The organism is Brumimicrobium salinarum (assembly GCF_002844555.1).
In the GTDB taxonomy this organism is placed as follows: Bacteria; Bacteroidota; Bacteroidia; order Flavobacteriales_D; family Crocinitomicaceae; genus Brumimicrobium; species Brumimicrobium salinarum.
In genome coordinates this window covers 19756-45972 of record NZ_PJNI01000001.1, presented here as the reverse complement: position 1 = coordinate 45972, position 26217 = coordinate 19756, and the positions used below count along the sequence as shown (strand labels likewise).

At 34.3% G+C, this 26217-nt stretch carries 24 protein-coding genes and 1 tRNA gene; 17 read left to right on the top strand and 8 right to left on the bottom strand.

Going from position 1 to position 26217, the window contains the following annotated elements:
• The first annotated feature begins 89 nt into the window (after positions 1–89).
• From CW751_RS00220 to CW751_RS00200, 6 genes are read left to right on the top strand one after another with little or no spacing between them, the layout of a single operon-like run.
• Positions 90–1940, top strand: a complete 1851-nt coding sequence (locus CW751_RS00220; RefSeq protein WP_101332946.1) for an ATP-binding protein — start codon at positions 90–92, stop codon at positions 1938–1940.
• The gene (locus CW751_RS00215; protein ID WP_101332945.1) at positions 1940–2590 is read left to right on the top strand and encodes a LuxR C-terminal-related transcriptional regulator; all 651 of its coding nucleotides are present in this window, start codon (positions 1940–1942) and stop codon (positions 2588–2590) included. The genes CW751_RS00220 and CW751_RS00215 overlap by 1 nt, the downstream gene beginning before the upstream one ends.
• Before the next feature lie 14 nt (positions 2591–2604).
• Positions 2605–3315, top strand: coding sequence for a glycosyltransferase family 2 protein (locus CW751_RS00210; protein WP_101332944.1), 711 nt, complete (start codon positions 2605–2607; stop codon positions 3313–3315).
• Positions 3312–3740 carry a glycosyltransferase family protein gene (locus CW751_RS15875; protein ID WP_317045772.1) on the top strand — a complete coding sequence of 143 codons (429 nt, stop codon included), beginning with the start codon at positions 3312–3314 and terminating at the stop codon, positions 3738–3740. Before CW751_RS00210 ends, CW751_RS15875 begins: the two co-directional genes overlap by 4 nt.
• On the top strand, positions 3725–4936 hold the full coding sequence (locus tag CW751_RS00205) for a glycosyltransferase family 2 protein (RefSeq protein WP_317045782.1): 1212 nt from the start codon (positions 3725–3727) through the stop codon (positions 4934–4936). Before CW751_RS15875 ends, CW751_RS00205 begins: the two co-directional genes overlap by 16 nt.
• On the top strand, positions 4929–6290 hold the full coding sequence (locus CW751_RS00200; protein ID WP_101332943.1) for a hypothetical protein: 1362 nt from the start codon (positions 4929–4931) through the stop codon (positions 6288–6290). Before CW751_RS00205 ends, CW751_RS00200 begins: the two co-directional genes overlap by 8 nt.
• Here the strand turns inward: CW751_RS00200 and CW751_RS00195 are convergent.
• Complete coding sequence (locus CW751_RS00195; RefSeq protein ID WP_101332942.1) at positions 6279–6851, bottom strand: hypothetical protein; 573 nt, start codon at positions 6849–6851, stop codon at positions 6279–6281. The genes CW751_RS00200 and CW751_RS00195 overlap by 12 nt on opposite strands.
• A gap of 48 nt (positions 6852–6899) precedes the next feature.
• Entirely contained in the window at positions 6900–8324 is a 1425-nt protein-coding gene (locus CW751_RS00190; protein WP_101332941.1) for a DUF4301 family protein, read from the bottom strand.
• Between the two features lie 30 nt (positions 8325–8354).
• Between CW751_RS00190 and CW751_RS00185 the strand changes: the two genes are divergently transcribed.
• The 3 genes from CW751_RS00185 to CW751_RS00175 all read left to right on the top strand — a co-directional run bounded on the left by CW751_RS00185 (position 8355) and on the right by CW751_RS00175 (position 10141).
• Positions 8355–9128: an O-methyltransferase gene (locus tag CW751_RS00185; RefSeq protein ID WP_101332940.1), complete on the top strand. Its 774-nt coding sequence runs from the start codon at positions 8355–8357 to the stop codon at positions 9126–9128.
• A gap of 166 nt (positions 9129–9294) precedes the next feature.
• Positions 9295–9747 (top strand): hypothetical protein, encoded by a 453-nt coding sequence (locus CW751_RS00180; protein WP_101332939.1) that lies wholly within the window; start codon positions 9295–9297, stop codon positions 9745–9747.
• A gap of 88 nt (positions 9748–9835) precedes the next feature.
• Entirely contained in the window at positions 9836–10141 is a 306-nt protein-coding gene (locus CW751_RS00175) for an SUF system Fe-S cluster assembly protein (RefSeq protein ID WP_101332938.1), read from the top strand.
• Positions 10142–10197: 56 nt separating this feature from the next.
• On the opposite strand, the gene CW751_RS00170 is transcribed toward CW751_RS00175, so the two are convergent.
• The 4 genes from CW751_RS00170 to CW751_RS00155 all read right to left on the bottom strand — a co-directional run bounded on the left by CW751_RS00170 (position 10198) and on the right by CW751_RS00155 (position 16995).
• The gene (locus tag CW751_RS00170) at positions 10198–11169 is read right to left on the bottom strand and encodes a D-alanine--D-alanine ligase (protein WP_101332937.1); all 972 of its coding nucleotides are present in this window, start codon (positions 11167–11169) and stop codon (positions 10198–10200) included.
• 177 nt (positions 11170–11346) lie between these two features.
• The gene (gene thiL, locus CW751_RS00165; RefSeq protein WP_394335950.1) at positions 11347–12399 is read right to left on the bottom strand and encodes a thiamine-phosphate kinase; all 1053 of its coding nucleotides are present in this window, start codon (positions 12397–12399) and stop codon (positions 11347–11349) included.
• A gap of 5 nt (positions 12400–12404) precedes the next feature.
• Positions 12405–13040, bottom strand: coding sequence for a polysaccharide deacetylase family protein (locus tag CW751_RS00160; protein ID WP_165779172.1), 636 nt, complete (start codon positions 13038–13040; stop codon positions 12405–12407).
• Positions 13021–16995, bottom strand: coding sequence for a glycosyltransferase family 117 protein (locus CW751_RS00155; RefSeq protein ID WP_101332934.1), 3975 nt, complete (start codon positions 16993–16995; stop codon positions 13021–13023). The genes CW751_RS00160 and CW751_RS00155 overlap by 20 nt, the downstream gene beginning before the upstream one ends.
• Positions 16996–17196: 201 nt before the next feature.
• Here CW751_RS00155 and CW751_RS00150 point away from each other — a divergent pair.
• The 3 genes from CW751_RS00150 (at position 17197) to CW751_RS00140 (ending at position 20496) form a co-directional block, all read left to right on the top strand.
• Positions 17197–17269, top strand: a tRNA-Gln gene (locus CW751_RS00150).
• 290 nt (positions 17270–17559) lie between these two features.
• On the top strand, positions 17560–18822 hold the full coding sequence (locus tag CW751_RS00145; protein WP_101332933.1) for a site-specific integrase: 1263 nt from the start codon (positions 17560–17562) through the stop codon (positions 18820–18822).
• A gap of 144 nt (positions 18823–18966) precedes the next feature.
• The gene (locus tag CW751_RS00140; protein ID WP_101332932.1) at positions 18967–20496 is read left to right on the top strand and encodes a hypothetical protein; all 1530 of its coding nucleotides are present in this window, start codon (positions 18967–18969) and stop codon (positions 20494–20496) included.
• Positions 20497–20501: 5 nt separating this feature from the next.
• Here CW751_RS00140 and CW751_RS00135 read toward each other — a convergent pair whose 3' ends face one another.
• Positions 20502–20687, bottom strand: a complete 186-nt coding sequence (locus tag CW751_RS00135) for a hypothetical protein (RefSeq protein ID WP_101332931.1) — start codon at positions 20685–20687, stop codon at positions 20502–20504.
• Between the two features lie 378 nt (positions 20688–21065).
• On the opposite strand from CW751_RS00135, the gene CW751_RS00130 reads away from it, so the two are divergent.
• The 5 genes from CW751_RS00130 to CW751_RS00110 all read left to right on the top strand — a co-directional run bounded on the left by CW751_RS00130 (position 21066) and on the right by CW751_RS00110 (position 25150).
• Positions 21066–21350 carry a helix-turn-helix domain-containing protein gene (locus CW751_RS00130; protein ID WP_101332930.1) on the top strand — a complete coding sequence of 95 codons (285 nt, stop codon included), beginning with the start codon at positions 21066–21068 and terminating at the stop codon, positions 21348–21350.
• A gap of 2 nt (positions 21351–21352) precedes the next feature.
• Entirely contained in the window at positions 21353–22243 is an 891-nt protein-coding gene (locus tag CW751_RS00125; protein ID WP_101332929.1) for a transcriptional regulator, read from the top strand.
• 11 nt (positions 22244–22254) lie between these two features.
• Positions 22255–22878, top strand: a complete 624-nt coding sequence (locus tag CW751_RS00120) for a P-loop NTPase family protein (protein WP_101332928.1) — start codon at positions 22255–22257, stop codon at positions 22876–22878.
• A gap of 114 nt (positions 22879–22992) precedes the next feature.
• Positions 22993–23922: a peptidoglycan recognition protein family protein gene (locus CW751_RS00115; RefSeq protein ID WP_205677760.1), complete on the top strand. Its 930-nt coding sequence runs from the start codon at positions 22993–22995 to the stop codon at positions 23920–23922.
• 229 nt (positions 23923–24151) lie between these two features.
• The gene (locus CW751_RS00110) at positions 24152–25150 is read left to right on the top strand and encodes a hypothetical protein (protein WP_101332926.1); all 999 of its coding nucleotides are present in this window, start codon (positions 24152–24154) and stop codon (positions 25148–25150) included.
• A 75-nt stretch (positions 25151–25225) separates the two neighbouring features.
• On the opposite strand, the gene CW751_RS00105 is transcribed toward CW751_RS00110, so the two are convergent.
• Positions 25226–26173 (bottom strand): endonuclease I family protein, encoded by a 948-nt coding sequence (locus CW751_RS00105; RefSeq protein ID WP_101332925.1) that lies wholly within the window; start codon positions 26171–26173, stop codon positions 25226–25228.
• Positions 26174–26217: the final 44 nt, after the last annotated feature.

Genomic DNA, 26217 nt, shown 5'->3' with positions numbered 1-26217 from the left:
ACAAGATTCTGTTGCGCTTTGTTATTTTTAATGTAAATTAGTCCTTTGAAAAGGTTCTAATCACATTTTATATAGTCCTACAGGTATTTATGAATATCAAAATTTTAATCCTACTTGTTGTAATCTTCTCGTTTTTCACAAGAGGAATAACACAAACTACATTTGAAAAAGACTCACTTAAGATAATAAATAATGCTGCGCAATTACTGACTAATAATCCGAAAGTTGAATCAGAGGACAGTCTGAATAACTTACTCTTGAAAGATGTAGCTATTACAAGGCAGTCAAAAGATCTTGCACAATTTTATCTTGCACGCCACTATTACATCACCCAAAAACTTGAAAAAGCATTAAATATTACCAATCAAAATATTGAAGACAATTATGAGGTTAATTATAGTGATGCTAAATTTTATAATTTAAAAGGTGCTATTCACACCTCGAGAAAAGAATATGACATTGGAATAAGGTCTTTTCTTAAAGCTGTAAACGCTTATCAAAAGCAAAATAACGAATTAAGAGAACATACTATTTATAACAATATTGCCAATATTTATTTGGCTTTAGGTGATTATGAACAAGCGTATCATTATAGTGAAAAATGTTTTTCAAAGTTTAAAAATCGAAAAGACCATCCAAATTATTTAGGGTTCCTAGGGATATTAATTATCTGTGAAAACAACTTAGACCTGATGAAAGAAGCAAAACAACACATTGATTTAGGACTCAGTTTACTCGATTCGACAAATAATATACAAGGAAAGGTTTTAATCAATTTTTCTGCTGCCGAGTGGAATTTTTTGAATGGAAACCTGCATCAAGCGATACCGTTTGTACGCAAAAGTTTAACGATAAGTGAAAAATATCGATTGAAGCAATTTCAAATTATGAGTGAAATATTACTTATGGATATTCATAATGAGTTGAAGGAGTACAGTATAGCACTCAATTACGGTAAGAATGCTGAAAGAAACCTGAAATACTTTAACAACAGCTCAATGGAACATGCTATTGCTGATGGTCTTTCTGTAGCTTATGCTAATACAGATCAACATAGAAGCGCTTATACTTATTTAAATAAAGCTGACTCCCTAAAAACCATAGATCGAAACGAAAAAAACAAAAGGAACATTGATAGTTTGTTAGTTCAATTCGAGTACTTGACCAATAAAAACACCATTCTTTCTCAAGAAGCAACTATTGCAAAACAAAACAGTAAAATTCAACAAAGAACAAATTTGTTGATTGTTGGCGGCTTCTCATTGGTACTTGTTGTTTTATCTGGTGTTTCTTTATTTATATACAATCGCCAAAAAATACGCTTGGAAAGGAATAGGAGAGAAGTAGAGTTGGTGAAATCTGTTAGCGAAACGGAGGAGATAGAAAGAAGCAAAATTTCAAGTATGCTACATGATGGTCTGGCTGCTGAACTTACAGCTTTAAAACTCGAGTTAGAGATGCATCAGGATATTTCAAAAAAGACATTTGAAATGTTAAATAAAGCACATCAAATGACCCGCCGGATATCACATAATTTATCTCCTTTTATGCTAAGCGAAAAAGGACTTGTTGAGGCGGTTACTTATATGGTTCATAACAATAATGTGAATAATAACCTACACTTTTACACCAACGTAAAGCAGGTGCTTCCACTGAAACCAAAAGTGGAGACTATACTTTACAGGAGTATTCAAGAATTGGTTCAAAATGCATTAAAACATGCCCAAGCAACAGAAATCACTGTTCAGATTATGAAAAATAATAATGAATTAGTAATCAGTATAGAGGATGATGGTATAGGAATGGACACTTCAATTGTCAACAATTCTATTGGTTTAGGTTCAGTTAAAAAAAGAATCGAACTGATCAATGGGGTTTTCGATATCGATTCTTCACCAAATCAGGGCACACAGATATTTATTAATCTAAAACTTAACTAATGAATAACGATAACTTAAGCATTTTAATTGTTGATGATCATCAAATGCTACTTGAAGGAATTAGAAGTTTCGTTTCAAGACAGTTTCCTGAATCAGATATATTATTGGCATCCAATCATCAAGAAATTGTTACTGTACTCGGAAAGCGAAAAATTGATGTTATATTGCTTGATCTAATACTCGGAAATGAAGATTCACGAACATTCTTGGATCAGATTATTAAACTCATGCCCAAGGTAAAAATTGTCATCGTAAGTTCATTAGAAGATGAAAGAGTGGTGAATGCTTTATTACAAAATGGTGCGCATGGTTTTGTTGGAAAATCAAGTTCTACTATGTATATAGCTGAAGCTATTCATGCGGTTTTAGAAGACAAAATTTATATTGATCCATTGCTTCAAAGTCATATCGAGCAACGCAATGATGGGAAAAGTACAGAGACTATTCTTTTAACACAAAGAGAAAAAGAGGTACTTAATGAAACTTTAAAGGAAAAGCGAATCAAAGAAATTGCTGAAGCCCTTTTTATCTCGAAGAAAACGGTGGAGAATCATCGTTCCAATCTTTTTACTAAATTTGGTGTGTCAAATGCAACGGGATTAGTAAAGAAAGCATTATTGATGGGATATATTCCTGACCATATTGAGTAAAATGATTAAAAATAATGTCAAAACTAGTGATTGACTATGCCAAGGTTTTTGTTGTAATTCCAGCTTTTAACGAACAAGAATCGATCGTAAAAGTTATTGCTGACATCCCCTTTGTTCCCAGAAAAAATATTATTGTTGTTAATAATGGCTCTACTGATGAAACCCAAAAACGTGTGGAATCAACTGGTGCAATTGCCCTTTTTGAACCAAGGAAAGGCTACGGCTGGGCATGTTTGAAAGGTTGTGCTTATGTTGCAAATAAACAGGTAGAAACAATTGTCTTTTTAGATGGAGATTATTCAGATTATCCAGAACAATTACCTGACGTAATAGCACCTATTTATGAGCAAGATATGGATATCGTCATTGGGTCCCGCGCTTTGGGAGTAAAAGAAAATGGTTCAATGACATTGCCACAACGTTTTGGTAATTGGCTGTCTTCAAAATTGCTGAAATTACTTTATAAAGTTGAATACACTGATTTGGGACCATTTAGGGCGATTCGTTTTGGTGCTTATCAGGCCTTAGAAATGCAAGATAAAACTTATGGGTGGACAATAGAAATGCAAATAAAAGCAGCACAAAAAAATATGAAGTCTTGTGAAGTACCCGTAAATTATAGGGTTCGGATAGGAACTTCAAAAGTAAGTGGAACAATAAAAGGGGCAGTAATGGCAGGGGTGAAAATCATTTTTACTGTTTTTAAGTATAAAGTTAATTCATGATTTTTAGTATTGTCAAAACAAAAACAGAAGAGAAAGACGCTCAATTTTTTGATTGGAAAAATGTTTTTGGAATAACAGATGATTTTGCCTTTTTGATGGCTAAAATTGTACTTATTATATACGGAGTTTGCCTTTTACTAATCTTGTTCTATAGTATATTACAATTAATTTTAGCTTTTAAATACCGCGCTAGCAAATCAAGGGATTTAGACCCTAATAAACCACAAAAACTAAAGTTTAATCAAGAAAAAGCTCCTTACGTAACCATTCAAATACCCATTTATAATGAGTTTTATGTTGCTGAACGGATTATTGATAAAGTGGCTCAGATCGATTATCCAAGCGATAGATTGGAAATTCAGGTGCTCGATGATTCTACAGATGAAACGAAAGATGTGGTAGCAAAAAAATTGCAGAGATTTTAAAACATGAAGAATTAGATATTAAACATATTCACCGAAACAATAGGGTTGGGTTTAAAGCTGGCGCTCTTGCAGATGCCTTACCCGATGCAAAAGGTGAGTTTATTGCTATTTTTGATGTGGATTTCCTACCAAATCCTGATTTCTTGAAACAAACTATTCCTTATTTTAATGATGAAAATATTGGCGTGGTACAAACACGTTGGGGACATATTAATAAGGACTATTCGCTGCTTACAGAATTACAAGCTTTTGGACTCAATGGACATTTTGTGATTGAACAAGGAGGTAGAAATTCTGCGGGACATTACATCAATTTTAATGGAACGGGTGGTGTTTGGCGGAAGACATGCATTACTGATGCAGGTGGATGGGAACACGATACTTTAACAGAAGATCTAGATTTGAGTTACCGTGCACAATTAAAAGGTTGGAAATTTAAATACCTTGAAAACGTAGTTGCTCCTGCGGAGTTACCCATAACCATGAGTGCTTTGAAAGGTCAACAACACCGCTGGATGAAAGGTGGCGCGGAATGTTTTCGAAAAATGTTTAAACAAATCCTAACTACCAAGAATATACGTTGGGTAGATAGGGTGCATGGTTTGGCGCACTTATTTAATTCTTCAGTATTTGTGTTTATTTTATTAATGAGCTTGTTGAGCATCCCAATTCTTTATATCAAAGACACCTATGCCTCACTGAATTATTTTATTCAATTTGGAAGTGTTTTTATTTTGGCAACTGTGTTTCTAATGTTTTATTATTGGAATGCTTTTCAAGATAAGATGAAAGAAAAAGGAAAGTCATTTGGCTTATTTATTTGGAGATTCCTTCAATTTTTAACTGTTTCAATGGGACTTTCTTTGAATAATGCTGTCGCTGTTATTGAAGGGTACCTTGGAATTAAAAGTTCTTTTGTTCGTACTCCTAAGTTTAATGTGTCTGTAAATAAAGGTAAGGTAGAAAATAAATACGATAAAAAGTCAATCTCCTTACTGACCGTTGGCGAAGGAATTCTTTTTCTTGTTTTTGGCTTTACTACTGTAAATAGATTAATTCATGGCGATTTGGGAATGGTTCCTTTTCATTTAATGCTTACCGTAGGATATGGAACAGTTTTCTTTTATACTTTATTTGAAGTAAAGCCAAAATGGTTGAAAATAGTACCTGCAAAAACGAGCAATGTCAATGTTTAAATTATCCCGCGAATATTGGATGTTAGGATTGGGGCTGCTTGTCTACTTATTAGCTATAGCGTTTATTGCTTATGGGTTAGAACAAGATGACTTTGGATTGTTTATTTCTGCTTATGGGATTGCATTTTCTACTTATTTAGTAAGTATGTATCACCGCTATTTGCTCAGTCTAAAGCAGTGGAAAATGATTGCTTTTCTTTTATTTCTCGTTCCTCTTTTCTCTTTGCCTTCATTGTCGCCTGATGTTTATCGATTTCTTTGGGATGGTGAGATCACGCTATTGGGAATTCATCCGTATGCACATTCACCAAACGCACTTGTAGAGCTTCAACCCAGCCTTATATCTTCAGAATATTTGAATTTTTTGTATACACATACAACGGATTTATCAAAGGGTAATTATACGGTTTATCCAACTGTTCATCAGGTATATTTTCTTATCCCTACTTTCTTAAGTGATGATCTTTTTGTTTCGTTAATAATTTTGAGGGTTTTAATGATATTCACCATGGCTTTAGGTGCAATCTATTTTCTTAAGTTATTGCATTTACTGCAGCTGCCCAAACACTTATCTTTGCTTTTATTCTTGAATCCGATTTTGATTATCGAGGTTGTCGGTAATTTGCATTTCGAAGGTGTTGTTCTTGCATGGTTAGTGATTGGAATTTATTTTCTAATCAAAAAGAATGTGTTTAAAAGTGCCTTGTTTTGGTCAATTGCAATTAATGTGAAATTAACTCCTTTAATACTACTCCCTTTTGTTTTGCGCTTTTCAAAACTCAAATTCACCCTTTATTTTTACCTATCAACTTTTGTGCTTTCAGTAATCTTACTAAGCATATACATGTGGCCTTCTGTATTTTTAAATTTCTTTCAAAGCATAGAGTTGTATTTCGTGAATTTTGAATTTAATGGAAGTGTATTTAGTGTGTTCAACTGGTTGGCTGACGGATTTGTAGAAGGCAATCCTACACTTATTGTAGGGCCTATAACTTCCCTGTTGGCATTTGTACTTATTTTATGGCTTGCCTTTTATAAACCTATCTATGCGCCAAAGATCTTGTTGGAACGCATGATGTGGGGCTATGTTATTTATTTACTTTTTGCAACAACTGTACATCCTTGGTATGTTGTTTTACCACTCGGATTAGCGGTTTTTAGTGCCAATTTAGGAGTTATAATGTGGAGTTTTTTAATAATGTTATCCTATGGTTTTTACGCTTTGGGTTCTTCTTTTTGGGGAACAGTCCTAATTGCAATTGAATATTTGGTGTTGTTTTTCTTTCTTTTTTATCCTTCTAATGGCTTTTCACAAATGTCAAAACGTTTCTTGAAAATAGATTCAATTAAGTGATTTATATTCTTGTATCCATTTGGGATTCATCACGTCTTTGAGTAATTTGAAAAAACTAGTATCGGCAAAGTAATCTTGATCATAACCTCTCACGCCATATCGGTTGTATATATACGCTTGTTGTTTCAATGAAGGACGAATTTCACCTTGGCTCCATCCTTCTCCCTTACTGTGGTCAAATGGATGAACATTAAACCTAATTTTCCACAAGGAATCAAAAGCAGCGCCATAATCGATTATTCTACCATCAGGTAAGGTGTCGTTATACAAGTTAAATTCTTCAAAGAAATCATGAAACGTTGTTGTTCTAGGTAACGGCCATTCCCCTTTCCCTATTTTTACAAGCTTTGTTAATGAAACTTCTTGAATGGAAATTCTTTTTCCTTTTTTATAAAAAACCATAGCGTACTGTGTAAGTCCACCAGTTGGTAAGATTCCAATTTTTACACCAAATGAAATCTTGTCGGGTCCCTGATGCTGTCTACTATTGTTTTTATTCGTCGCGCTTAAAAACAGCACAATCAAACACGTCAAAACTATATAATAGAGGTTTTTTATCATAATTTGATTCCTAAATTACGAAAACCAAATTATGATTTCAAAAAATCATTACATTTCACGGTGAGCAGGATCGAGTAAATCTAAAACAGTTTTCACAGGTGTGAATGTTTCAGAAGGTACTTCCACAAATATACTTAACCATTTTGCCATGCTTCCATTCCATAAACCAGGACGTTCAACAAATCGAATGTCTTTGTTTTTATAGGATTTTTCCACAATGAAATATTTTTTTGGGTCCGAAAAGTGATTCAAATCAAGCTGTACGCCATCAATATCTTTAGTTGAGACAGCCATAATTACCGGATTAAAATATTGGCTTTGAACCATTAATCTGTATTGGCTTTCATCTTTTCCAATTTGTGATTTTTCCACAATTTGTTTAGATAATTGTCCCTCTTCTTCTACCCAAAAAGGACCTCCTCCGGGCTGACCTTCATTTCGAACCATACCACAAATCCGGATTGGTCGATAAATCATTTCTTTAATGGCTTCTTCGCTTAATTGTGAGAAATCTGTTTTAGGGTGCGCAAATTGATATTGTAGATTTAAAGCCGCTAACTTATTTCGCGAATCTTTATCCTGTATTGCTTCTTTTAATTCATTTTTGATAATCGACAGCATTCCACCTAAATATTTTAGGTTGTCGATTGATACATCGGCTCGCGATTCATGCTGGATGTTGTCAATGTTTTTTATAAAAACAATATCACTTGAAAGCGTATTTAGATTTTTTAATAAAGCACCATGACCTGATGGACGAACCAATAAATCTCCTTTATCATCGGTGATTGTGTTCATTTTTTTGTCGAAGGCAATAGAATGCGTCGAAGGATCCTGTTCAGTGCATTTTATTGCGCATTTTCTTCCTGTAAGTTGTTGAATTGACTTCAAAGACGCATTAATTTCTTCTTCATGAGATTTGTTAATTGTAAAATGGAAGTTTACATGATCTTCTTTTAGCCGCAAACCTTGTAATAATTGTTCTTGAAACGCATTTAAAATGAAACTTCTCGAACGATGGAACGGAACTAAACCTTTGGGAATTAAACCTAAGCCTAATCCTTCGTTCTTAAGTAGGTAGGAAACAAAATCGTCTAAACTTATATCGTAATCCCTTACTTTTTTCTTGATAGCATAGGGAAGTAGTTCAAAAAATGCAAAAGATTCAATCGCATTTAAAAATCTTTCAGTTTTACTTCGCGAAGCTTCATTCGGATCGGCTAAAAACTCATATAGGAACTTAAACATTCTTGATCCTGAGCCAGACGCTGGAATGAAAAATTCAATAGACTGCTGTTGCTCTTCAAATTTCTTTTTAAATCGATTTTTTTCGAATTCAGCATGTCGAATGATTCCTTCATTGAGTCGGCAAGGACTAACTAGATTGATTTCAGGTTGTCCTTTAGACACCATTTCTTTGTGTTTTTCAACTAATGTTGTAATGTTATCTTTTTCCATTATAATATTTAACATAAAATATTTTATTGTAGATTCGAGGCGGATATGTGGTTAATAATTCGTGAATATATAAAATATTGCTTGATTTCTAAACGAAGACATGGCGTTCATTCGCCTTTTATGTATGAATTTGGAGATCGATGTTTAAATACCGCACTTCCTGCTTATGAGTTTATGGTGTTTCAAAAAATGAGAAAGGACTTATTGGCAAATAAAAAGCTTATTGAAGTAAACGACCTTGGGGCAGGATCGAAAAAATTGAAATCACAACGAAAGATTCAGCAAATCGCTAAAACTTCAGGGAGTCCAAAAAAATATGCCAAATTACTTTTTAAATTGAGTGCTTTTTATCAACCTAAAAATATTTTGGAATTAGGAACTTCTTTGGGGTTAGGAACGTATATGTTGGCCGCTGCTCAAGAAGATGTAGATGTTTATACGGTTGAAGGTTGCACAAAAACCTACGATTTCACAAGAAGGAATTTTCCTTCTTCACAGCATCACAAAGTGCATTTTATCAATGCTGCTTTCAATGATTATTTGAAACAATTACAAAAAGATTTAGTTTTTGATCTGGTTTTTATCGATGGTGATCATTCTTCAAAACAATTATTCACACAACTCGAACTGCTTTCCGAACATATTCATGACGAAACCATAATTGTTTTAGACGACATACGCTGGTCAAAAGATATGTTTGAAGGCTGGAACCAATTGATTAACGACACAAGCTACCGACTCTCTATTGATTTATTCAAGATAGGAATTCTAATGAAACGCTCACATCAAGCCAAAGAGCATTTTGTAATTAGGTATTGAGCGTCTATATTAATAAGTTCACAGCTGTTGTTTCCGTTTAAATTTGTTTTATTACTGATGAATTAGCGTTTTTTATCGACTAACTATAATAAAATTCTTCTTTTTTAATAAAACATGCAACTTTATAATAGATTTTTCTCTATCTTGCTTGTATAAACACTAACTTATGAATCGTTATATTGAACAATTAGTCGAAGATTTAAAGGAAGCTGAAGAAGCTCAAATCGCTGTTCGAAGTCATTTGGATATTTTGGGTGAAGCAGAATTATATATTGTTGAAGATGAAGATTTCTGTGACGGATTTAATGTAGCTCCTTTATGCGAAATCATCGGCTTTGAAAAAATAGTGTTTCCACCTCATGAGCAATTAACAGATTCCCAAATCGATCTTATTTATCAACAATTATCAAACCTCATTGAAAATTATAATTTCTTTCTTGATTTTCCAGAAAAAGTACAAACGCGTTTAAAATACACGCTTTTAATCAATGCATTGGAGGATGAGTATACATGCTCAAATGCAAATATAACCAGTATAGAATTTTGTGATTATGATCACGATACCTGCCCTTTTGGAGCGTCCTTATGTCAATGTAAAATTTTTGAGGAACGCAGTTAATATTGTTCTTATTTATACTCTTTCTAAAAAAGAAGATGATTTTGCCTTTTTTCTATAAAACATAATCTATCTTTGTGAAAAAAAGGAAATGGCAACATTAGAAGATTCAATCATAGATGTTATAAAAACGGTTTACGATCCAGAGATTCCCGTTGATGTTTATGAGCTTGGACTTATATATGAAGTGAAAATCAATGGAGATAAAACGGTAGATGTTGAAATGACATTGACCTCTCCAAATTGTCCTGTTGCGGAGTCACTTCCCAATGAAGTAAAAGAAGTTATCGAATCTGTGGAAGAGGTGAAATCTGCAAAGGTCAATATTGTTTTCGATCCACCATGGGACCAAACCATGATGAGTGAAGAAGCGAAATTGGAATTAGGATTTTTGTAAAGTAAGTGTAGGGACGGTTTGCAAACCGTCCCTACACCAAACCGTCCATACTGAAATTACCTTCTTTCGAATTCATATATTTCTTTCCAGAAATCTCCAATAGAAATTCCAGCGTAATCTAGCATTTTTGGAACTAGTGATTCAGCTGAAAAGCCTGGAGTTGTGTTGACTTCAATGACATACAGTTCATTATCTACAATCATAAAATCTACTCTTCCTAACGAACGCATTTGAAGTAATTGATAGATTCTTACTGTAAGGTTTTGCGCTTCTTTGGTTAATGCATCGCTTATTCTTGCAGGTGTGATTTCTTGAGATTTTCCTAGATATTTTGCATCATAATCGAAAAAATCTGACTCTGAAACAATTTCTGTACACGGCAAAGGAACAACACCTTTATCATTACGGTAAACACCACAAGTTATTTCTGTTCCTTTCAAAAAGGCTTCACAAACAACAGTATTTCCTTCTGCAAAAGCTTCGTCAATGGCTTTAGGTAAATCTTCAAGTTTATATACTTTTGAAATTCCATAGCTGGAACCTGAATCTGCTGGCTTTACAAATAATGGAAATCCTAATTTTTCGCCAATTGCTTTCACATCATAAGATTCGTTTTTCAACAAAAGTTCAGATTCTGCCACTTTGATTCCGAAGCCTCTCAAAAATTGATTACAAAACCATTTGTCAAAGGAGAGCTCTGATGAAAGCGCACTACTATTGACAAAAGGAAGTTTTTTCATCTCGAAATAAGCCTGAAGCTTTCCATTTTCTCCTGGATCTCCGTGAATATAAACGTGGGCCAATTCAATTGTGATTTTTTCGCCATTTTTTAATGTAAAACTGAAGTCAATAGGGGAGACCTCTGCGGTTTCTCCTTGGTAATCTGCAAACCAACCTTGTTCATTTACACGCACTAAAAAAGCGTTGTATTCTGTTTCTGGCAAATGATTTAAAATCATGTTTGCACTTTTAATGGAGATTTCAAATTCAGATGAATATCCACCACAAAATATTCCTACGTTTATCATCTTTTAGTTTTTGCGAATTACGGAAATAATTATGAAATATGAAATATGAATGATGAATTATTACAGTGTGCTTCCCTAAATAAGGCTGACCGTTTTGGGTATGTTCCCCTAATTCAATTACGAATTACGAATGAAGGAATTACGAATTGTGAAATTCCGAATTGTTGAAAACAACAATTAAGCGTTTTTTCCTTCATTAAAATGGTTCCAACCCTGAGCTTTCAGTTCAATAGCAGCACCTTGTTTATCGATTAAATAAAGTCCTGAATCTTTGGCTGTGAAATGCCCAATTACTGTCATGTGCGGATTTCCTTTTATCTTGTCGAAATCTTCTTGTTTGATAGAGAAAAGCAACTCATAATCTTCTCCTCCATTTAGCACACAAGTTGTTGGAGATATTTCAAAGTCTATTGCTGTTGTTGAAACTGCAGTATCAATTGGTAGTTTTTCATCATAAATTTGAGCACCTACGTTTGATTGTTTACATAAATGAAACAATTCTGAGGCTAATCCATCAGAAACGTCAATCATTGAAGTAGGTTTAACATCAAGTTCTTTAAGGAATTTGACTACGTCCTTTCGTGCTTCTGGTTTTAATTGTCTTTCTAAAAGATAATCATATCCATCCAAATCTGGTTGAATGTTTGGATTTGCTTTATAGACAGATTTTTCTCTTTCCAAGATTTGAAGTCCCATATAAGCGGCTCCCAAATCTCCTGTCACAACAATTAGTTCGTTTTCTTTGGCTGTATTTCTATAAACTACGTCTTCTTTTTTGGCAGTACCAATGGCAGTTACAGAAATCATTAAACCTGATACAGAAGAAGTAGTGTCTCCACCAATTAAATCAACTTCGTAAATATCACAGGCTTTTTTAATGCCTTTGTAAAGTTCTTCAAGCGCTTCTTTTGGGAATCTACTCGAAGCTGCAATGGTAACAGTAATTTGTTCCGCAGTTCCATTCATGGCGTAAATATCAGATAGATTCACCATCACTGCTTTATAACCTAAATGCATCAATGGCGTGTACATCAGATTGAAATGAATTCCTTCCAAAAGTGCATCTGTAGCGACTAAAGAAACGGTGTTCTCATCTCTTTGGATTACTGCTGCGTCGTCTCCAACGCCATATATTGTAGAGGAATGATGTGTTTTAAAATCTTTAGTTAGTTCATCAATTAACTTGAATTCACCGATTGATTCTAATGAAGTTTTCTTTTCGTCGCTCATAATAATTATCGTTTCTTTTCTATGCGTGCAAAATTAAGTTCTTTATCGCGAATAACTTTAATTATTGCCGGTATTATTTCTTTAATTCTATGGTTTGTTTTTTCATTCTCGTGAAAAACCAAAATATCACCTCCTTTAATTTGCGTTTTTGCTTTTTGAATAATCTGTTCAATAGAAACTGTGGAATCAAAGTCATAGCTCATCCAGTTCCACATTACTATCTTACCATTTTTTGCAGCGTATCTCGCTTGACTTGACTTTAAATCACCATAAGGAGGTCGATATAATTTTGAATCTACAAGCTGATTCGATTGATCAAAATTGATTTTAAACGCGTCGAAGTTTAACGATTTTCCAGATTTATGCTCATATCCATGATGTCCCACCGAATGACCTTCATTTTTGGCACGTTGTAGAAGTTCTGGATGTTTTTCAATTTGATTTCCTTGCCAAAAGAAAGTTGCCTTTATGTTATTTCGCTTTAATTCATCTAAAAGCCAAGGTGTAATTTCGGGGTGCGGTCCATCATCAAAGCTTAGATATACATTTTGAGATGCTCCATACCACAAGCGGCGCGGAAAAATCCACGCCGCTACTATTGGTATTTTAAAAAGTCTTGGTTTAGTCTGCAGCGTCTTCACTTTGGAAACCATTATCAGATAACATTGCATTGTAAAGTTTAGCAAAATCTAATGCTTCTTTCTCCATAAATCTCACTTTACCATCAGATGTTTTAACTCTCTTCAGGCCTTCAACGATACCTGGGACAACTTGATTCGACATTTTCTCAAACAGTTGATCACTCATTGCGGCCGCTTCTGTATCTGGAGCAGAAACATAAACATTAGCATACGTTTTTAAGAAATTCATACCAAAGGAAATAAAGTCTTTTTTATTTCTATAGGCAATCAAAGGATCGCTATTGTTGAAATAATCCATCATCGTTTCCAGCTGAGCCATGTATTCGATTGCAAGTTCATTTGCCAATTCATTTTTATCAACTTCGTAAAGAATACGAATCATATCTGGGACTGCACCATCTACATAAACTCTATCAGTAGGTGTCAATTGAGCACCTACAGCACGAGGTTCTCCAAAATCATAAACCTTGTCAATGGGCAGTTTTTCTAATGAAAATTGAATAATCTCTTCGATTTTATCTGCATAATATTGTTTGTTTTTTCCATCGAGTACACTTAAGGAATCTGCTCCTGTTGAAGCATTTTTGTATTTAAACAAATACTTAGAAGCCAATTCAATAAAGTTGTTTCGGTACTGGTCTGTATGACGTCTTGTATAGTAATCTACCAAAACACCATCACTTGCAAGATTAGCATAATCATAGTTTTCGATAATGTTTTCGTGTGTTTTTACAATTGAAAAATCATCCGAATCATTTCTATTTAAAGGAACTAATCCGTTGATTTGTCCAAAACTCGCTAAAAGACCTCTATTGTAAAGTGCTTTTGATACATCAGAACCTACTATACTTGAGAAGAATATTCCTCTATTCCAATCAAAGTTTGCAAGAATGTCTAACATCATTACTTCTTGACGAGGTAAACCATTAACATCTGACCTAAATTGACCACCTTTATTAAAGTCAAATCTAATATCAGTCATGGCTTGGTCTTTAAACTCTTCAGAAATGATTCCAGCTTTTACTGCGTTTTCAACATTTACTGGCAATACAAATCCGGAAGCAGGGAAGTAGCGTAACGCACGTCTACCTGGTTGTTTGAACATATTGTTATCATCTCTAACAAATTCCATGGCGTAATCGAGTGGTAAATAATCCCATGGCTTCGTCCATGACATGGCAGCATCTTGTAATTGGGTTAATAAATTTTTATCTGCTGATATATTTCCATTATTTGCATCACTAAAGATTTTACGAATAAACAAATCTATTTTTTGATATTCTTTATAGCCAGGATTTTCAATAGGTGTTTCTAACTCTTCTTTCATTCTTTGTAACACCTCTGTAGCTCTAGCATTTTTTGGTCTTAACGATGGAATTGTCGCCGCTAATCCTCTTCTAATCTGACTTAATGCATTTTGAAACTGTTTAGGATTACCTTCAATTTTTTTCATTATGATTTCATCTGCCTTTTCAGGAGACAAACTACTTTTGTAAACTTCATAATCAATAAATAAAACGTAATCTGTACTTCCTGCACCTTGTAAAATTTGATCTTCTCTAAATTTTATAGGTAAAGGGTCTGATTCATAGGCACGCATCTTCATTTGATTAGAATACCAGTCTGTTTGCATCAAAGAGAGATTAGCTACGCGCACATCTGTACGAATTCCTTCCACCTCTTGTAGGTACCATAATGGGAAAGTGTCATTATCTCCATTCGTATACAATATTGCATTAGGACTACATCCTGTTAGGTAGTTGTATGCCAATGAACGAGCTGGTGATCGATCACTTCTATCATGACCTTCCCAACCTTGCGTTCCTAATAATATAGGAGCTGCTAATCCTAGTAAAATAGAGAAGCTTGCAGCGCCAACTTTTGGGATATTTGCTTTCCGCAACAATGTCATTAATAACATTGCACCTCCGCCAATTCCGCCAATTATTAGCATAGATACTGTGGCAGGCATACCTGATCGTGCACCTAAATCAGCAAATACTGATAGGAGCAACAAGCTTCCGAAGCCGATAGCGAGCTTTTTGTAATCTTCTTTCGCAAAGGATCTAAAGGCTTCATATAATCCATAAACACCCAATCCAATCCAAATGGCGAAGGTATAAAAGGAAGCGGCATACGCATAATCTCGTTCACGAGGTTCGAAAGGTTTTTGATTCAAATACACCACAATTGCGATTCCTGTAAACAGAAACAACACACCAACGACAATCGCATCTTTTGGCGCTTTTAAAAAGTGGAAGAACATACCAATTAACCCTAGGATAAATGGAATGTAAAAGAATTTTGCGTTACTCGGGTTTGTCTGTGTATAATGTGGAGCATTTTCACCTTGTGCCCCTAATCTGGCGTCATCAACAACGCTAAATCCGGAAATCCAATTCCCGCGCATTTCATCACCATGACCTTGAATATCATTTTGTCTACCAGAGAAATTCCACATAAAATACCTCCAATACATCCAATTAATTTGATAGTTGATAAAGTAAGTTATGTTTTCACCAAATGTTGGTATTGGTCTTCCATCATCACCTCGGTTTGCTGCTGTAACAGGCCTAGAAGCATCATAATTCGACCAGTCTCGATATCCACTAGCTCTTCTTGGGTCACCTTTGACATACATTCTTGGGAAAAATGTATTTTGGGTGTAAACAGCCACTTGATTTTTTCGTATGTCTTCGTTTGTTACAAAGTATTTTTCGTTAAGCTGATAATTTTGACCACTGTTTACAATATAATTTTGAGCGACCTCTTTATCCTTAAATGAAATAACGTCCTTTCCCTGTTTCGTAGAAACTACCCATCTGCGATCATAATTTGGAGACCTATCCTTAAACTCTCTTTGGTCAGCAGCTTTTGAATTAAAGTACTCTCCATATAGTATAGGCCACGATCCATATTGTTCACGTTTAAGAAACGCATGAAGTGTTACTAAGTTTTCTGGATTATTCTCATCTAATGGCGGATTTGCATTTGAACGAATAACAATTGTTGCGAATGATCCATATCCAATAAAAAGTACAACTAGACCCAAAATGGCAGAATTTGCTAATTTATGTCCGCGTTTCCGGGTGTAAATCAATCCACCAACTAAAAGACCCACCAGTAAAATAAAAAAGAAGGCTGCTCCAAGTCCAAAAGGTAATCCTAGACCATTCACAAAGAATATCTCAACTTTCGAGGCGAGTGCAATGGTTCCAGGGATAATCCCATTTTGAATAAATCCTAAAATAAGAACTCCAATTAGTCCTGTGATAATGAATAATTTTATACTATTTTTCTCTTTGATTTGGTGTGCAACCACATAGGCAATTGCAGGAAGAACTAATAAACCTAACAAGTGAACTCCAATCGCTAAACCAAATAAAAACATGATTAAAACCATCCAACGTAAAGGATGAATTTCTGGGTCTAAAAGTCCACGTTTGATTGCCGTCATTTCTTCATCCCATTTTAAAACGGCCCAAAAAATAACTGCAGTAAATAGTGATGACATTGCATAAACTTCACCTTCTACTGCTGAAAACCAGAAAGATTCTGTAAAGGTATATGCCATAGCGCCAACAAAACCTGATCCCAATATTGCTATTTGCTGACCTTTAGTCATTGCCTGACCATCTTTTTCGGCAATTTTCTTCCCTAATTTTGTAATTGTCCAAAATAAAAAGAGAATAGTTAGGGAGCTAGATAGTGCAGACATTCTATTAATCCACATAGCGACCTCTGCTTCAGAGCCAGCAAAAAGGGAGAATAGTCTTCCCACTAACATAAAAAATGGAGCACCTGGAGGGTGACCAACTTCTAATTTGTATGCAGCCGTAATATACTCGCCACAATCCCATAAGGAAGCTGTATCTTCTGCTGTAATAAAATAAACAATTGTCGCAATTAGAAACGCCAACCATCCTAGAGATATATCTAACTTTTTATAGTTCATAGTGTAAATTTGAATCGCACGAAGTTAATAATAATCAAACTGTCAACGAAAGGAATTGAAAAAAATTATAGAAGTTAGATAACTGCCTTAATTTCAATCAATAAAAAAAATGATTAAAAAATTACCTAAAAACTAGCTTGTTGTTCGATAAAATGTTTGTATATTTGCACCCGCAACGCAAATAATGTTGTATTGAAATCTTGTCCCATGGTGTAACTGGCAACACGTCTGTTTTTGGTACAGAAGAGTCTAGGTTCGAGCCCTAGTGGGACAACTAAAAGACCTCCATCCGGAGGTCTTTTTTCATTAAATACCACCAAATATCACGAAAACCAACACTTTCGACCACAATCTAAAATCCAACAAACACAAACAAAACTAATAGATAACAAACTTTTTGTCACCTATGCTGTCACCAGATTTAAATTATAACTTTGGTGACAGAAATGATGTAAAGCATTGATTTTATAGTTGATATAGAACATTTGACATTTTAAGATTCAAAAACGAAGAACCTTTAAAGAACGGTTTTTTGTCACTAGGAAATGTTTAAAATAAATAACTATGAATCACAAGCAGAAATTAAGGTTAAGAAACCGCTTAAACTTGCAAAGGCAGAAAGAGGGGAATCACCCTATTTATGTACGAATTTATGTAGACGGTAAAAAAACCGAAATATTTACCGACTACTGGATTAAAAAAGTAGACTGGGATAACAATAGAAAGTTGGTGAAATCCAGTAATAAAAAAGCAGATGTAATTAATGCATTCTTAAATAGAGTACAAACATCAATCGAAACAAACTTTTACAATTTAAGAGCGCAAAACGTTAAAACATCAGCTTTAGAACTTAAAAACAAATACCTGGGCATCGATGAAAAGCCTGCTCAAAAAACCATCCTCGATGCTTTCGATTACCACAATACCAAAATGGAGGAGAAATTAAAGATTAATCAAGTAGCCAAAAAAACATATATACGTTACGTAAGCACCAGGAAGAAAGTCGTGAACTTCATGAAACACCAATACAAAGTAAAAGATATTCCATTGTCTGAGCTTCGCTTGCGCTTTGCCACAGAATTTGAACACTATCTACTCACAAAGGATAATCTTCACACTAATACAGCTCATAAATACATTAAGAACGTAAAAAAAATATTGAACATGTCAGTTGGATTAGACTGGATTTCATCAAACCCTTTCAAAAACTTCCGTTGCAGTTACATCGCTCCGAAAAGAGAAATCTTAACTCAAGAAGAAGTTGACCGCATTAGATTTAAAGAAATTAATATTCCTCGTTTATCTGAAGTACGTGATGTTTTTATATTCTGTTGCTACACTGGTTTTGCTTATGCTGATATTTACGAATTCGAATATGATGCAATTATCAAAGGAATAGATGGCGGATCATGGTTAAAAAAGAATCGTAAAAAAACAGGTGTAAAAGAAAGTGTTCCATTGCTACCTGTAGCAATGGAAATTATAGAGAAGTACAGAGAACATCCTTATTGTATAAACAAAAACAGACTACTTCCGGTTAACAGTAACCAACGCTATAATGGTTATTTGAAAGAGATTGCTGATATATGCGGTATTAAAAAGAAAATCACTTCCCACATTGCTCGCCACACTTTTGCAACAACTATCACTTTATCCAATGGCGTACCCATAGAAACGGTAAGTTCAATGCTTGGCCATAGTTCTATTCGTACTACACAAATTTACGCTAAAGTGGTGGAAAGCAAGGTTTCTGAAGATATGAATGATTTAAAAAGCAAACTATTCGGTAAATCTTCTGATAAAACTAAGTTGACATCAAACCTTTAAATGATGTTGACAACCAGACACTTACAATTAGCTTTTTGTTTTCTTCTATCACCTTGTCATTAATTGGCAAGGTGATTTTTAAAATATCACATAATATATACCGTTTAATATGCTAAATTATTAACTACATTGATACTGTAACCTATGAAAGCATCTTACTCACTACTTGAAATTTATGATGATATTATTTTCGGCAGTCTTAACCCTTTGCATTTAAATATATCAAATCATGATTCTAAAATACTGACTGTATATTTAACCGAAAAACTTGGTGCTCCAAAAGATTTACAACTAATCAAATCAAGAGTCAAAGACAACAAAGCAGTTGTTGTTGATAAGCAAAATATATCATCAGCTCATCCATTAGCAAGTAAATTTATTTATCATAATGATTTACCATTTAATGATTCGATTGAAGATCTCTTCCCTGATACTATTTTACAAAACATCGATGTTGATTTAAAAAACGTTGTATTTACCTCATCCAAAAGCAAAAATTCAAACTTAACCACATACTCGTTTTGTGTTGAAACATCTTGGAGAAAGATTAAATTCGATAGGTTGAAATACTGTTATTATTACAATCTCTTAGAGGAATACTCCTTTAATATTAAGAGTAGATTGAGACTGAAAAACTTTGAATACGATGAAAGCACATTCGGAAAATTAGTTCAGAAAATACAAGAAACTCTCTTACTCAATATTAAAGAACTGTTATTGATACATACCGTTAATCCGAAGTTCATTAATTACAAAGTTGAAAAATCATATACAAATGATCACCACTTTGCAATCATCTATAAGTCAATGATCAAGTTGCTAGATTACTTGTTCGAAAATTACAACCAGCATTTTAACAAAAACCACCCCATTCCTTTTTATTCAGAGAAAATCAATATAAATAATATTGACACTAAAATCAATAAAATAAAGCGTTCGTTTAATAGGAGTAGTATCAATCCCAAACTGCAGAAAATTATAAATGAACAGTTCAGAAGGATTATTGAAATCGACCATCCAAACAGGTTAACATATCATGAGTTTGATTATTTTATTTTGCTAATCAACGGAATACACAATCATATAGCCAACGCACCAGATGGTATACTTTCCGAAGAAGAAATAGTATCTCTTTTAATCTCACATAGATTTAATAACTATAATTTCTTAACTTGTTTAATTTCAGAGTATCGTAAGGACTTACACTCCATTCTAAACCTTCAAGAGAGAAGATTTCAATTATTAGAATTAAATAAAAATGTTAATCAATCTTTTGAAGCAATAAAAATATCCTACGATCCTGAAGCCAAAAACATTTCAGAAGTCTTACAAACATGGTTTGAACAAGAACTAAAATTAATCGACGAAAAAATAAAGATAAAAAAAGCATCTCCTGTAATTTCAGAAAGCGAGAGTATGAAGATCGAAAGTCTATTAAATACCATGGAACTATCTGTATTCATAAAGTTAATGAATGACTCAAAAGTCATTAAAGCGAAAAACTATCAAGATTTAGCAAGATGGATATGCGCAACTTATAATACAGCAATAAAGGAAAGGTTTTCAATATCACAAACAAGAAATAATTTGTATTCAAAAGATACTTTAGTTCTTGAAAATGTAAGGGATAAAATAATTGATATGCTAAACCTAATTAATTCAAAGTTGAAGTAGAGGAATTAACATCCTTTCATTTTGTGATAAATATTTTTTATTTCAAGATTCCAATCTTTATGCTTTTGTAGCTCTGACAAATCTTTTTCCAAGAATGATTTGATTGAGGAATATCCATAAAGCAACATAAAAGCTTCAATCATGTTAACCTCCTCTTTTTCCAAATTGTATTTTGAGAAATCTGTATGCATAATAAGTAGTTATGGAGGTATAAAAAAGAAGCGTGAGCCAAACATCCATCGGTAACAAGGCTCACCAAAGCCCAACCCCCAAACAGACTCTAGCCCACGCCTTTTGGCATGAGCGTCAGTCTATTTTTTTGGGGGTTTTAAAATTGGTGATTTTGTTACCCAAAAATAGCTTTCGCTACAATTCTATTATCTCTTTTTTCTGCTCCAGCAAAGATAGTTTTTTATTAATCTATAATTCAATTAAAAACAAATTTTATCTTTTTTTTCTTCTGTAACACCAGTAAATGCAACAGGTTCTTGAAATTTGTGCAGGGTGGTGCAGGGGCAAAACTCGATTTCTTTTAATTCTATTTGTACTGAATCTTTAAAATTAGTCTTATGGAAATATCAATTGTAACCCAGGAGGATCTGCAAGAATTAAAAGACACGATCCTTTCCTCATTAGCATCATTAAAAGATGAATTATCAACGCAAAACACATCATCTAATGATCCAGTTCTTCTAAAGTCGCATCAGGTACAACGTATGCTAGGCATTTCTCCTGGAACACTCCAGAATATGCGTGCGAAAGGAATCATACCCTATTCTAAAGTAGGTGGAGTAATATTCTATAACAAAGAAGACATACTCAACATCATTGATGATAACAAACAATATGGATAGTTATGAAAGAAGTAAACTATATAAAACAACTCACAGAAGCAATGAATAAGATGTCGGATGATGATCGACTGAATCCCTCTCATGTGAGTTTGTACATTGCTTTGTTTCAATTCTGGAACATGAATCGATTTAAAAGCCCAATATCAGTGACTCGAACTGACGTAATGAGAGTATCTAAAATAGGATCCAATTCAACTTATCATCGTTGCATCACCGATTTACATAAATGGAAATATCTCGAGTACCTACCTTCTTACAATCCATTTAAAGGCAGTAAAGTCAATATGTTCATTTTTGGTACAGGTGTCGAACAGGTTGTGAACAGCAACCATTCCAAAAATGAACAAGTACCAGAACAGGTTGTGAACAGGAACCATTCCAAAAATGAACAAGCTCTAGTACCTTCTATAAACAGTATTAAACTAAACAAACAGTATAAACATTACAAACCTATTCAAACAAAAAAAAGGGAAGAAAAAAAATCTTCCCCCCATCCATCCCAAAATCAAAATGATGAATCTTCTTTTCATGAGGACGAATTGCATTCGCCCAAAAAAAATGATTTGCAATCATCCGACTCACCCAAATCCAAAAAAGCAAGTAAGAGTGATTTGCAATCACCCACCAAACGAAAAAGATTTGTCCCTCCAGAGCTCCAGGAAGTAAAAACATTTTTTCACGAGAATAAATCTTCCTACCAAGTTGCTGAAATGTTTTTCAATCATTTTGAATCCAACGGTTGGAAAGTTGCTGGAAAAGCCCCCATGAAAAAGTGGAAAGCTGCTGCACGAAATTGGATTATTCGAGATGAAAAGTATCAAGCACAAAGCAGAAGCCCAGCACAACAACGCTTACACGTCAACGAAAACAAAGATTACGATATCCCACTTTAAAAAAATAAGTCATGGAAAAACCATACAAAATAGTTAACAATCAACGTGTCTTCGATTTTAAAAAAACACTTCGCTACATCCAGTACCTGGGCAAATCAAAATACGGAGACCAATTTAAAATTCATCGTTCCGATGTCGTTACCTTTCATCGTCTTATCATCTACATGATTCATGAAGAACGACAATGCAAGAAATACAACATTGATCTCAACAAAGGAGTTTTACTCATCGGCCCCATCGGATCAGGCAAAACATCAATCATGAATTTGCTGCGCGTATTTCTTTTCAAAGAAGATTTTTACCACATCAAATCTTCGCGAGACATAGCCCTCGAATATCAGCGTGAAGGAGTTGAAATAATCAATCGATATGGAAAAAAACACACCCCACTTTTCATTGATGATTTGGGAGTAGAAAGCAACAGTAAGTTCTACGGTAACGAATGCAACACAATCGGAGAAATACTCCTTCAACGTTACGATTTACTAACAAATTATCAAATTGTTACCCACGCCACTACCAATCTCAATGCTGATGAACTTGAAGAATTATATGGCAAAAGAGTCCGTTCCAGACTCCGTGAAATGTTCAATCTCATCTCATTTCCTACGTCCACCAAGGACAAAAGAAAGTAAGTACGTAAGGGCGATTTGCAAATCGCCCAAAAATTATAAAATAATTTTTCTATGAAAACTCTAAAACTCAGCTGCTGCGAGATTTCATCTCGTAGCCCTATTAAAAACAACAACATGAAAACATTAAAGCTTAATTCAAAAGGTTCCGAAGTAAAACAACTCCAACTCCTCCTCAACATCCTCCCAGACGGAATCTTCGGTCCACAAACCCAACAATCCGTTATATTCTTCCAGAAATCCCAAAACATCACACCCGACGGAATTGTAGGCCCAATAACCTGGTCATTTCTCTACGACGGTTGGGAAATGATCAACAATCCAAATCAAGAAGAATCACTTTACGAACAATACTTCCTCCCAAACTACGCTTACCACAACCAACCCACAGAAAAGAAATCAATATTCCTACACCACACAGGAGGTTGGCAAAACCCATATCGTGTAATAGACCATTGGGGCGAACGACCACACAAAGTAGCCACCGAATTTGTCATTGGCGGCCAATCAATCCACAACGACAACTCAAAACACGATGGTAAAATACTACAAGCAATCCCCAACAATTGTTGGGCATGGCATTTAGGAATTGGCAACAATCCTGTCCATAGTCAAAGCATAGGAGTTGAACTTTGCAGCTTCGGTAGGTTAACAAAAGGCTACTTCGAAAAAGACCAAAATGGAAATCCCAAACCAATTGCTAGAGGAAAAAATTCTTATTTCACCTACGTTGGCCAAGAAGTAGATCCCGAACAAGTCGAAGAACTTGCTGAACCATTCAAAGGCTTTTCATTCTATCACAAGTACTCTAATAAACAATTGCAGTCGCTCAAAAAGCTCCTTCACTATCTCGGCAACAAACACAACATCGATATCCGCGAAGGATTACCAAACCTCATCCGAAAGAAAGGAATTAAAGCTTTTGAAATCGTAAGTAAGAATATGTGCTTGAATACTCCTGGTCTTTGGTCTCATACAAATGTGAATAGTTTGAAAGATGATGTAGCACCGCAGGAAGGGTTGGTAGAGATGTTAATGGAGTTATGACAGCTAAAGTCTGAAAATTGATTAAATTTGGAATGTAGTATCTCACTCATTAAGTCTTATCCATATAGAAGAAGAATCGAAAGGAAAAAGTTTGAACTTTGAACGGATTTCAAGAAGTTAAGAATCCTTGCAATTATATAGCAGGCCAGATAATTCTACGAAGCAAAAATGGTATTTAGGAATTAAAGCCGACTAATTATTACACAACAAGAGAAAAATAAATACAATCGTGAATAAAAGATTATTTCAAAAGGAGCTCAATAAAATTGAATCTCAAATAAATACTGTAGAAAAACTAGATAAGGTGAATCAACATCTTCAAAGAAGCAATTGGGTTTTTATTCATCCATACAGTCAAGGCGGGGATATAGAAGTCCTAACTAATTTAATAGCTAATTCTGAAAACCTAAATGAAGATGTGGTAACATTCTTTGCCCGAAAATTCTTTGACCTTAGAGGTACAATTCATCTTATTGAAGGAGTTTATTTGACAAGACCCTTTTTAAAAGATTTTGTTCCGACAATTAGGGAGTCAATTGTAATGTGTCTCCAAAAGGATTTCAAAGGGGCAATATCAATACTTATACCCGTTATTGAAGGAACTTTGCGTAAATATCTTATCAATAAAAAAGGTGAACATAAAAAAGGTGAGATTGAAATAAAAGAACTTTTAAAAGCTGTTAATTTGATGACTGATGAATATGTAGAACTAAGTAAAACTTTCTTACATAAAAGAAATATGAGTCTAATTAAGACGGACAACTATTTAGATTCTAATCAAGAAAAGGAAATACTTAAAAAACACCGTTATTACTTTAAATTATGGATGATTCAATTTGAAAAATTCATTAAAAACAATCTCTATTTGAATACTAAAACGAACCACGTCACAGATAGCTTTAATAGACATTTAATTTTTCATGGATTAGAGGAGGACATTGAGTTCTCATTTGGTAATTATTTAAGAATTTTCAACTCCTTAAACTTCTTAAGTTGGGCGATTGGATGTACAGTAGAAGGATGCTCTTCCCTTTCGGAACTACCTGAATATAAAGTAAAAGCTATGTGGGCTGATTACTTCAATATTCTAATTACCTCTGAAGCAATAACGGAATACAAAAACAATATTTATACTGAACAAGTTGAAAGTTTTGGCAGATATATGCATAAACAACAAGCTGATGCAATTGTAAGACCAGTTAATGAAATAAAAAAATATTACAGCTAAATGATTTTCTTAAGGAATGAGAACTCTGCCCTTGTGATACCCCATCCTAGTCCGCTATATCCCATCTCGTAAGTCCTACCTCAACACCCTCTTCTCCACACTCCCATCCGAATAAATATAAAACTGCAAAACACCACGCTCAATTTCAACCTCTCTACCCAGCACATCAAGAACCATTATCAATTCTTTAGGTTCATCTTTAGCGTAATCCTCAACACCAACATAAGTTCCCCAAATCATCTCCACGAACTCCGGATGATCAATAAAAGGATTACGGTTTTGCTGATAAGAATAAATAACATCATTCCGATTCCTTTCCCAGTCATCAACAGGATCTTCAATATGCCATTGCCATAAAACAGAAAACAAACCATGAATAGGCTCATTCGTATTATTATCACTCGGAATAGAATCAATCAATTGCAAATCCAATTCTCCATTCTCTCCTTCATATCGCGTATCCATATAAAACATCATCCTGGCAATATCCCCCTTAACTTCATCACGTGGTTCCCAAACCCAAGATGAGGTACTTGTATAACATCCAGTTGGTCCATCACCATCAATATATTCATATTCTCCAATCCCAAACCATCGATTATTACGAGCAGAATTCACAGAAACATCACAAGGCCTTAAAGCATGAACATCCGTTCCAGCACCTTGTGAAGTACCAAAGTTCCCTCGTGATTTAGCCCAAACATGTTCACGTGTCCACCCACTTCCAGCATTATATTCCTGTTCAGCATCAACAGTCCATCCAGTATAAATTAAAATAACCTTCGTCGGATCAATAGTATCTTTATCCGTTTCCTTTAATATATCCCAAACATCTGTATTTGAACTTGTGTAAGAAAACTTGACATGATCATCTATTATATCGTTTAGCGCAGATTTCAACGCTTCTCCTGTTAAACCTTCAGCAGTACTATAATACCCTGATGGTACTTGTGCCGTAGATAACCCAATTCCAAAAAATAGAATGAAAAATGATTGAATTTGTAGTAGTTTGTAAAGTTTCATGATGCTAATATAGTACAAATAACAATGAATTTAATTAAATTCAT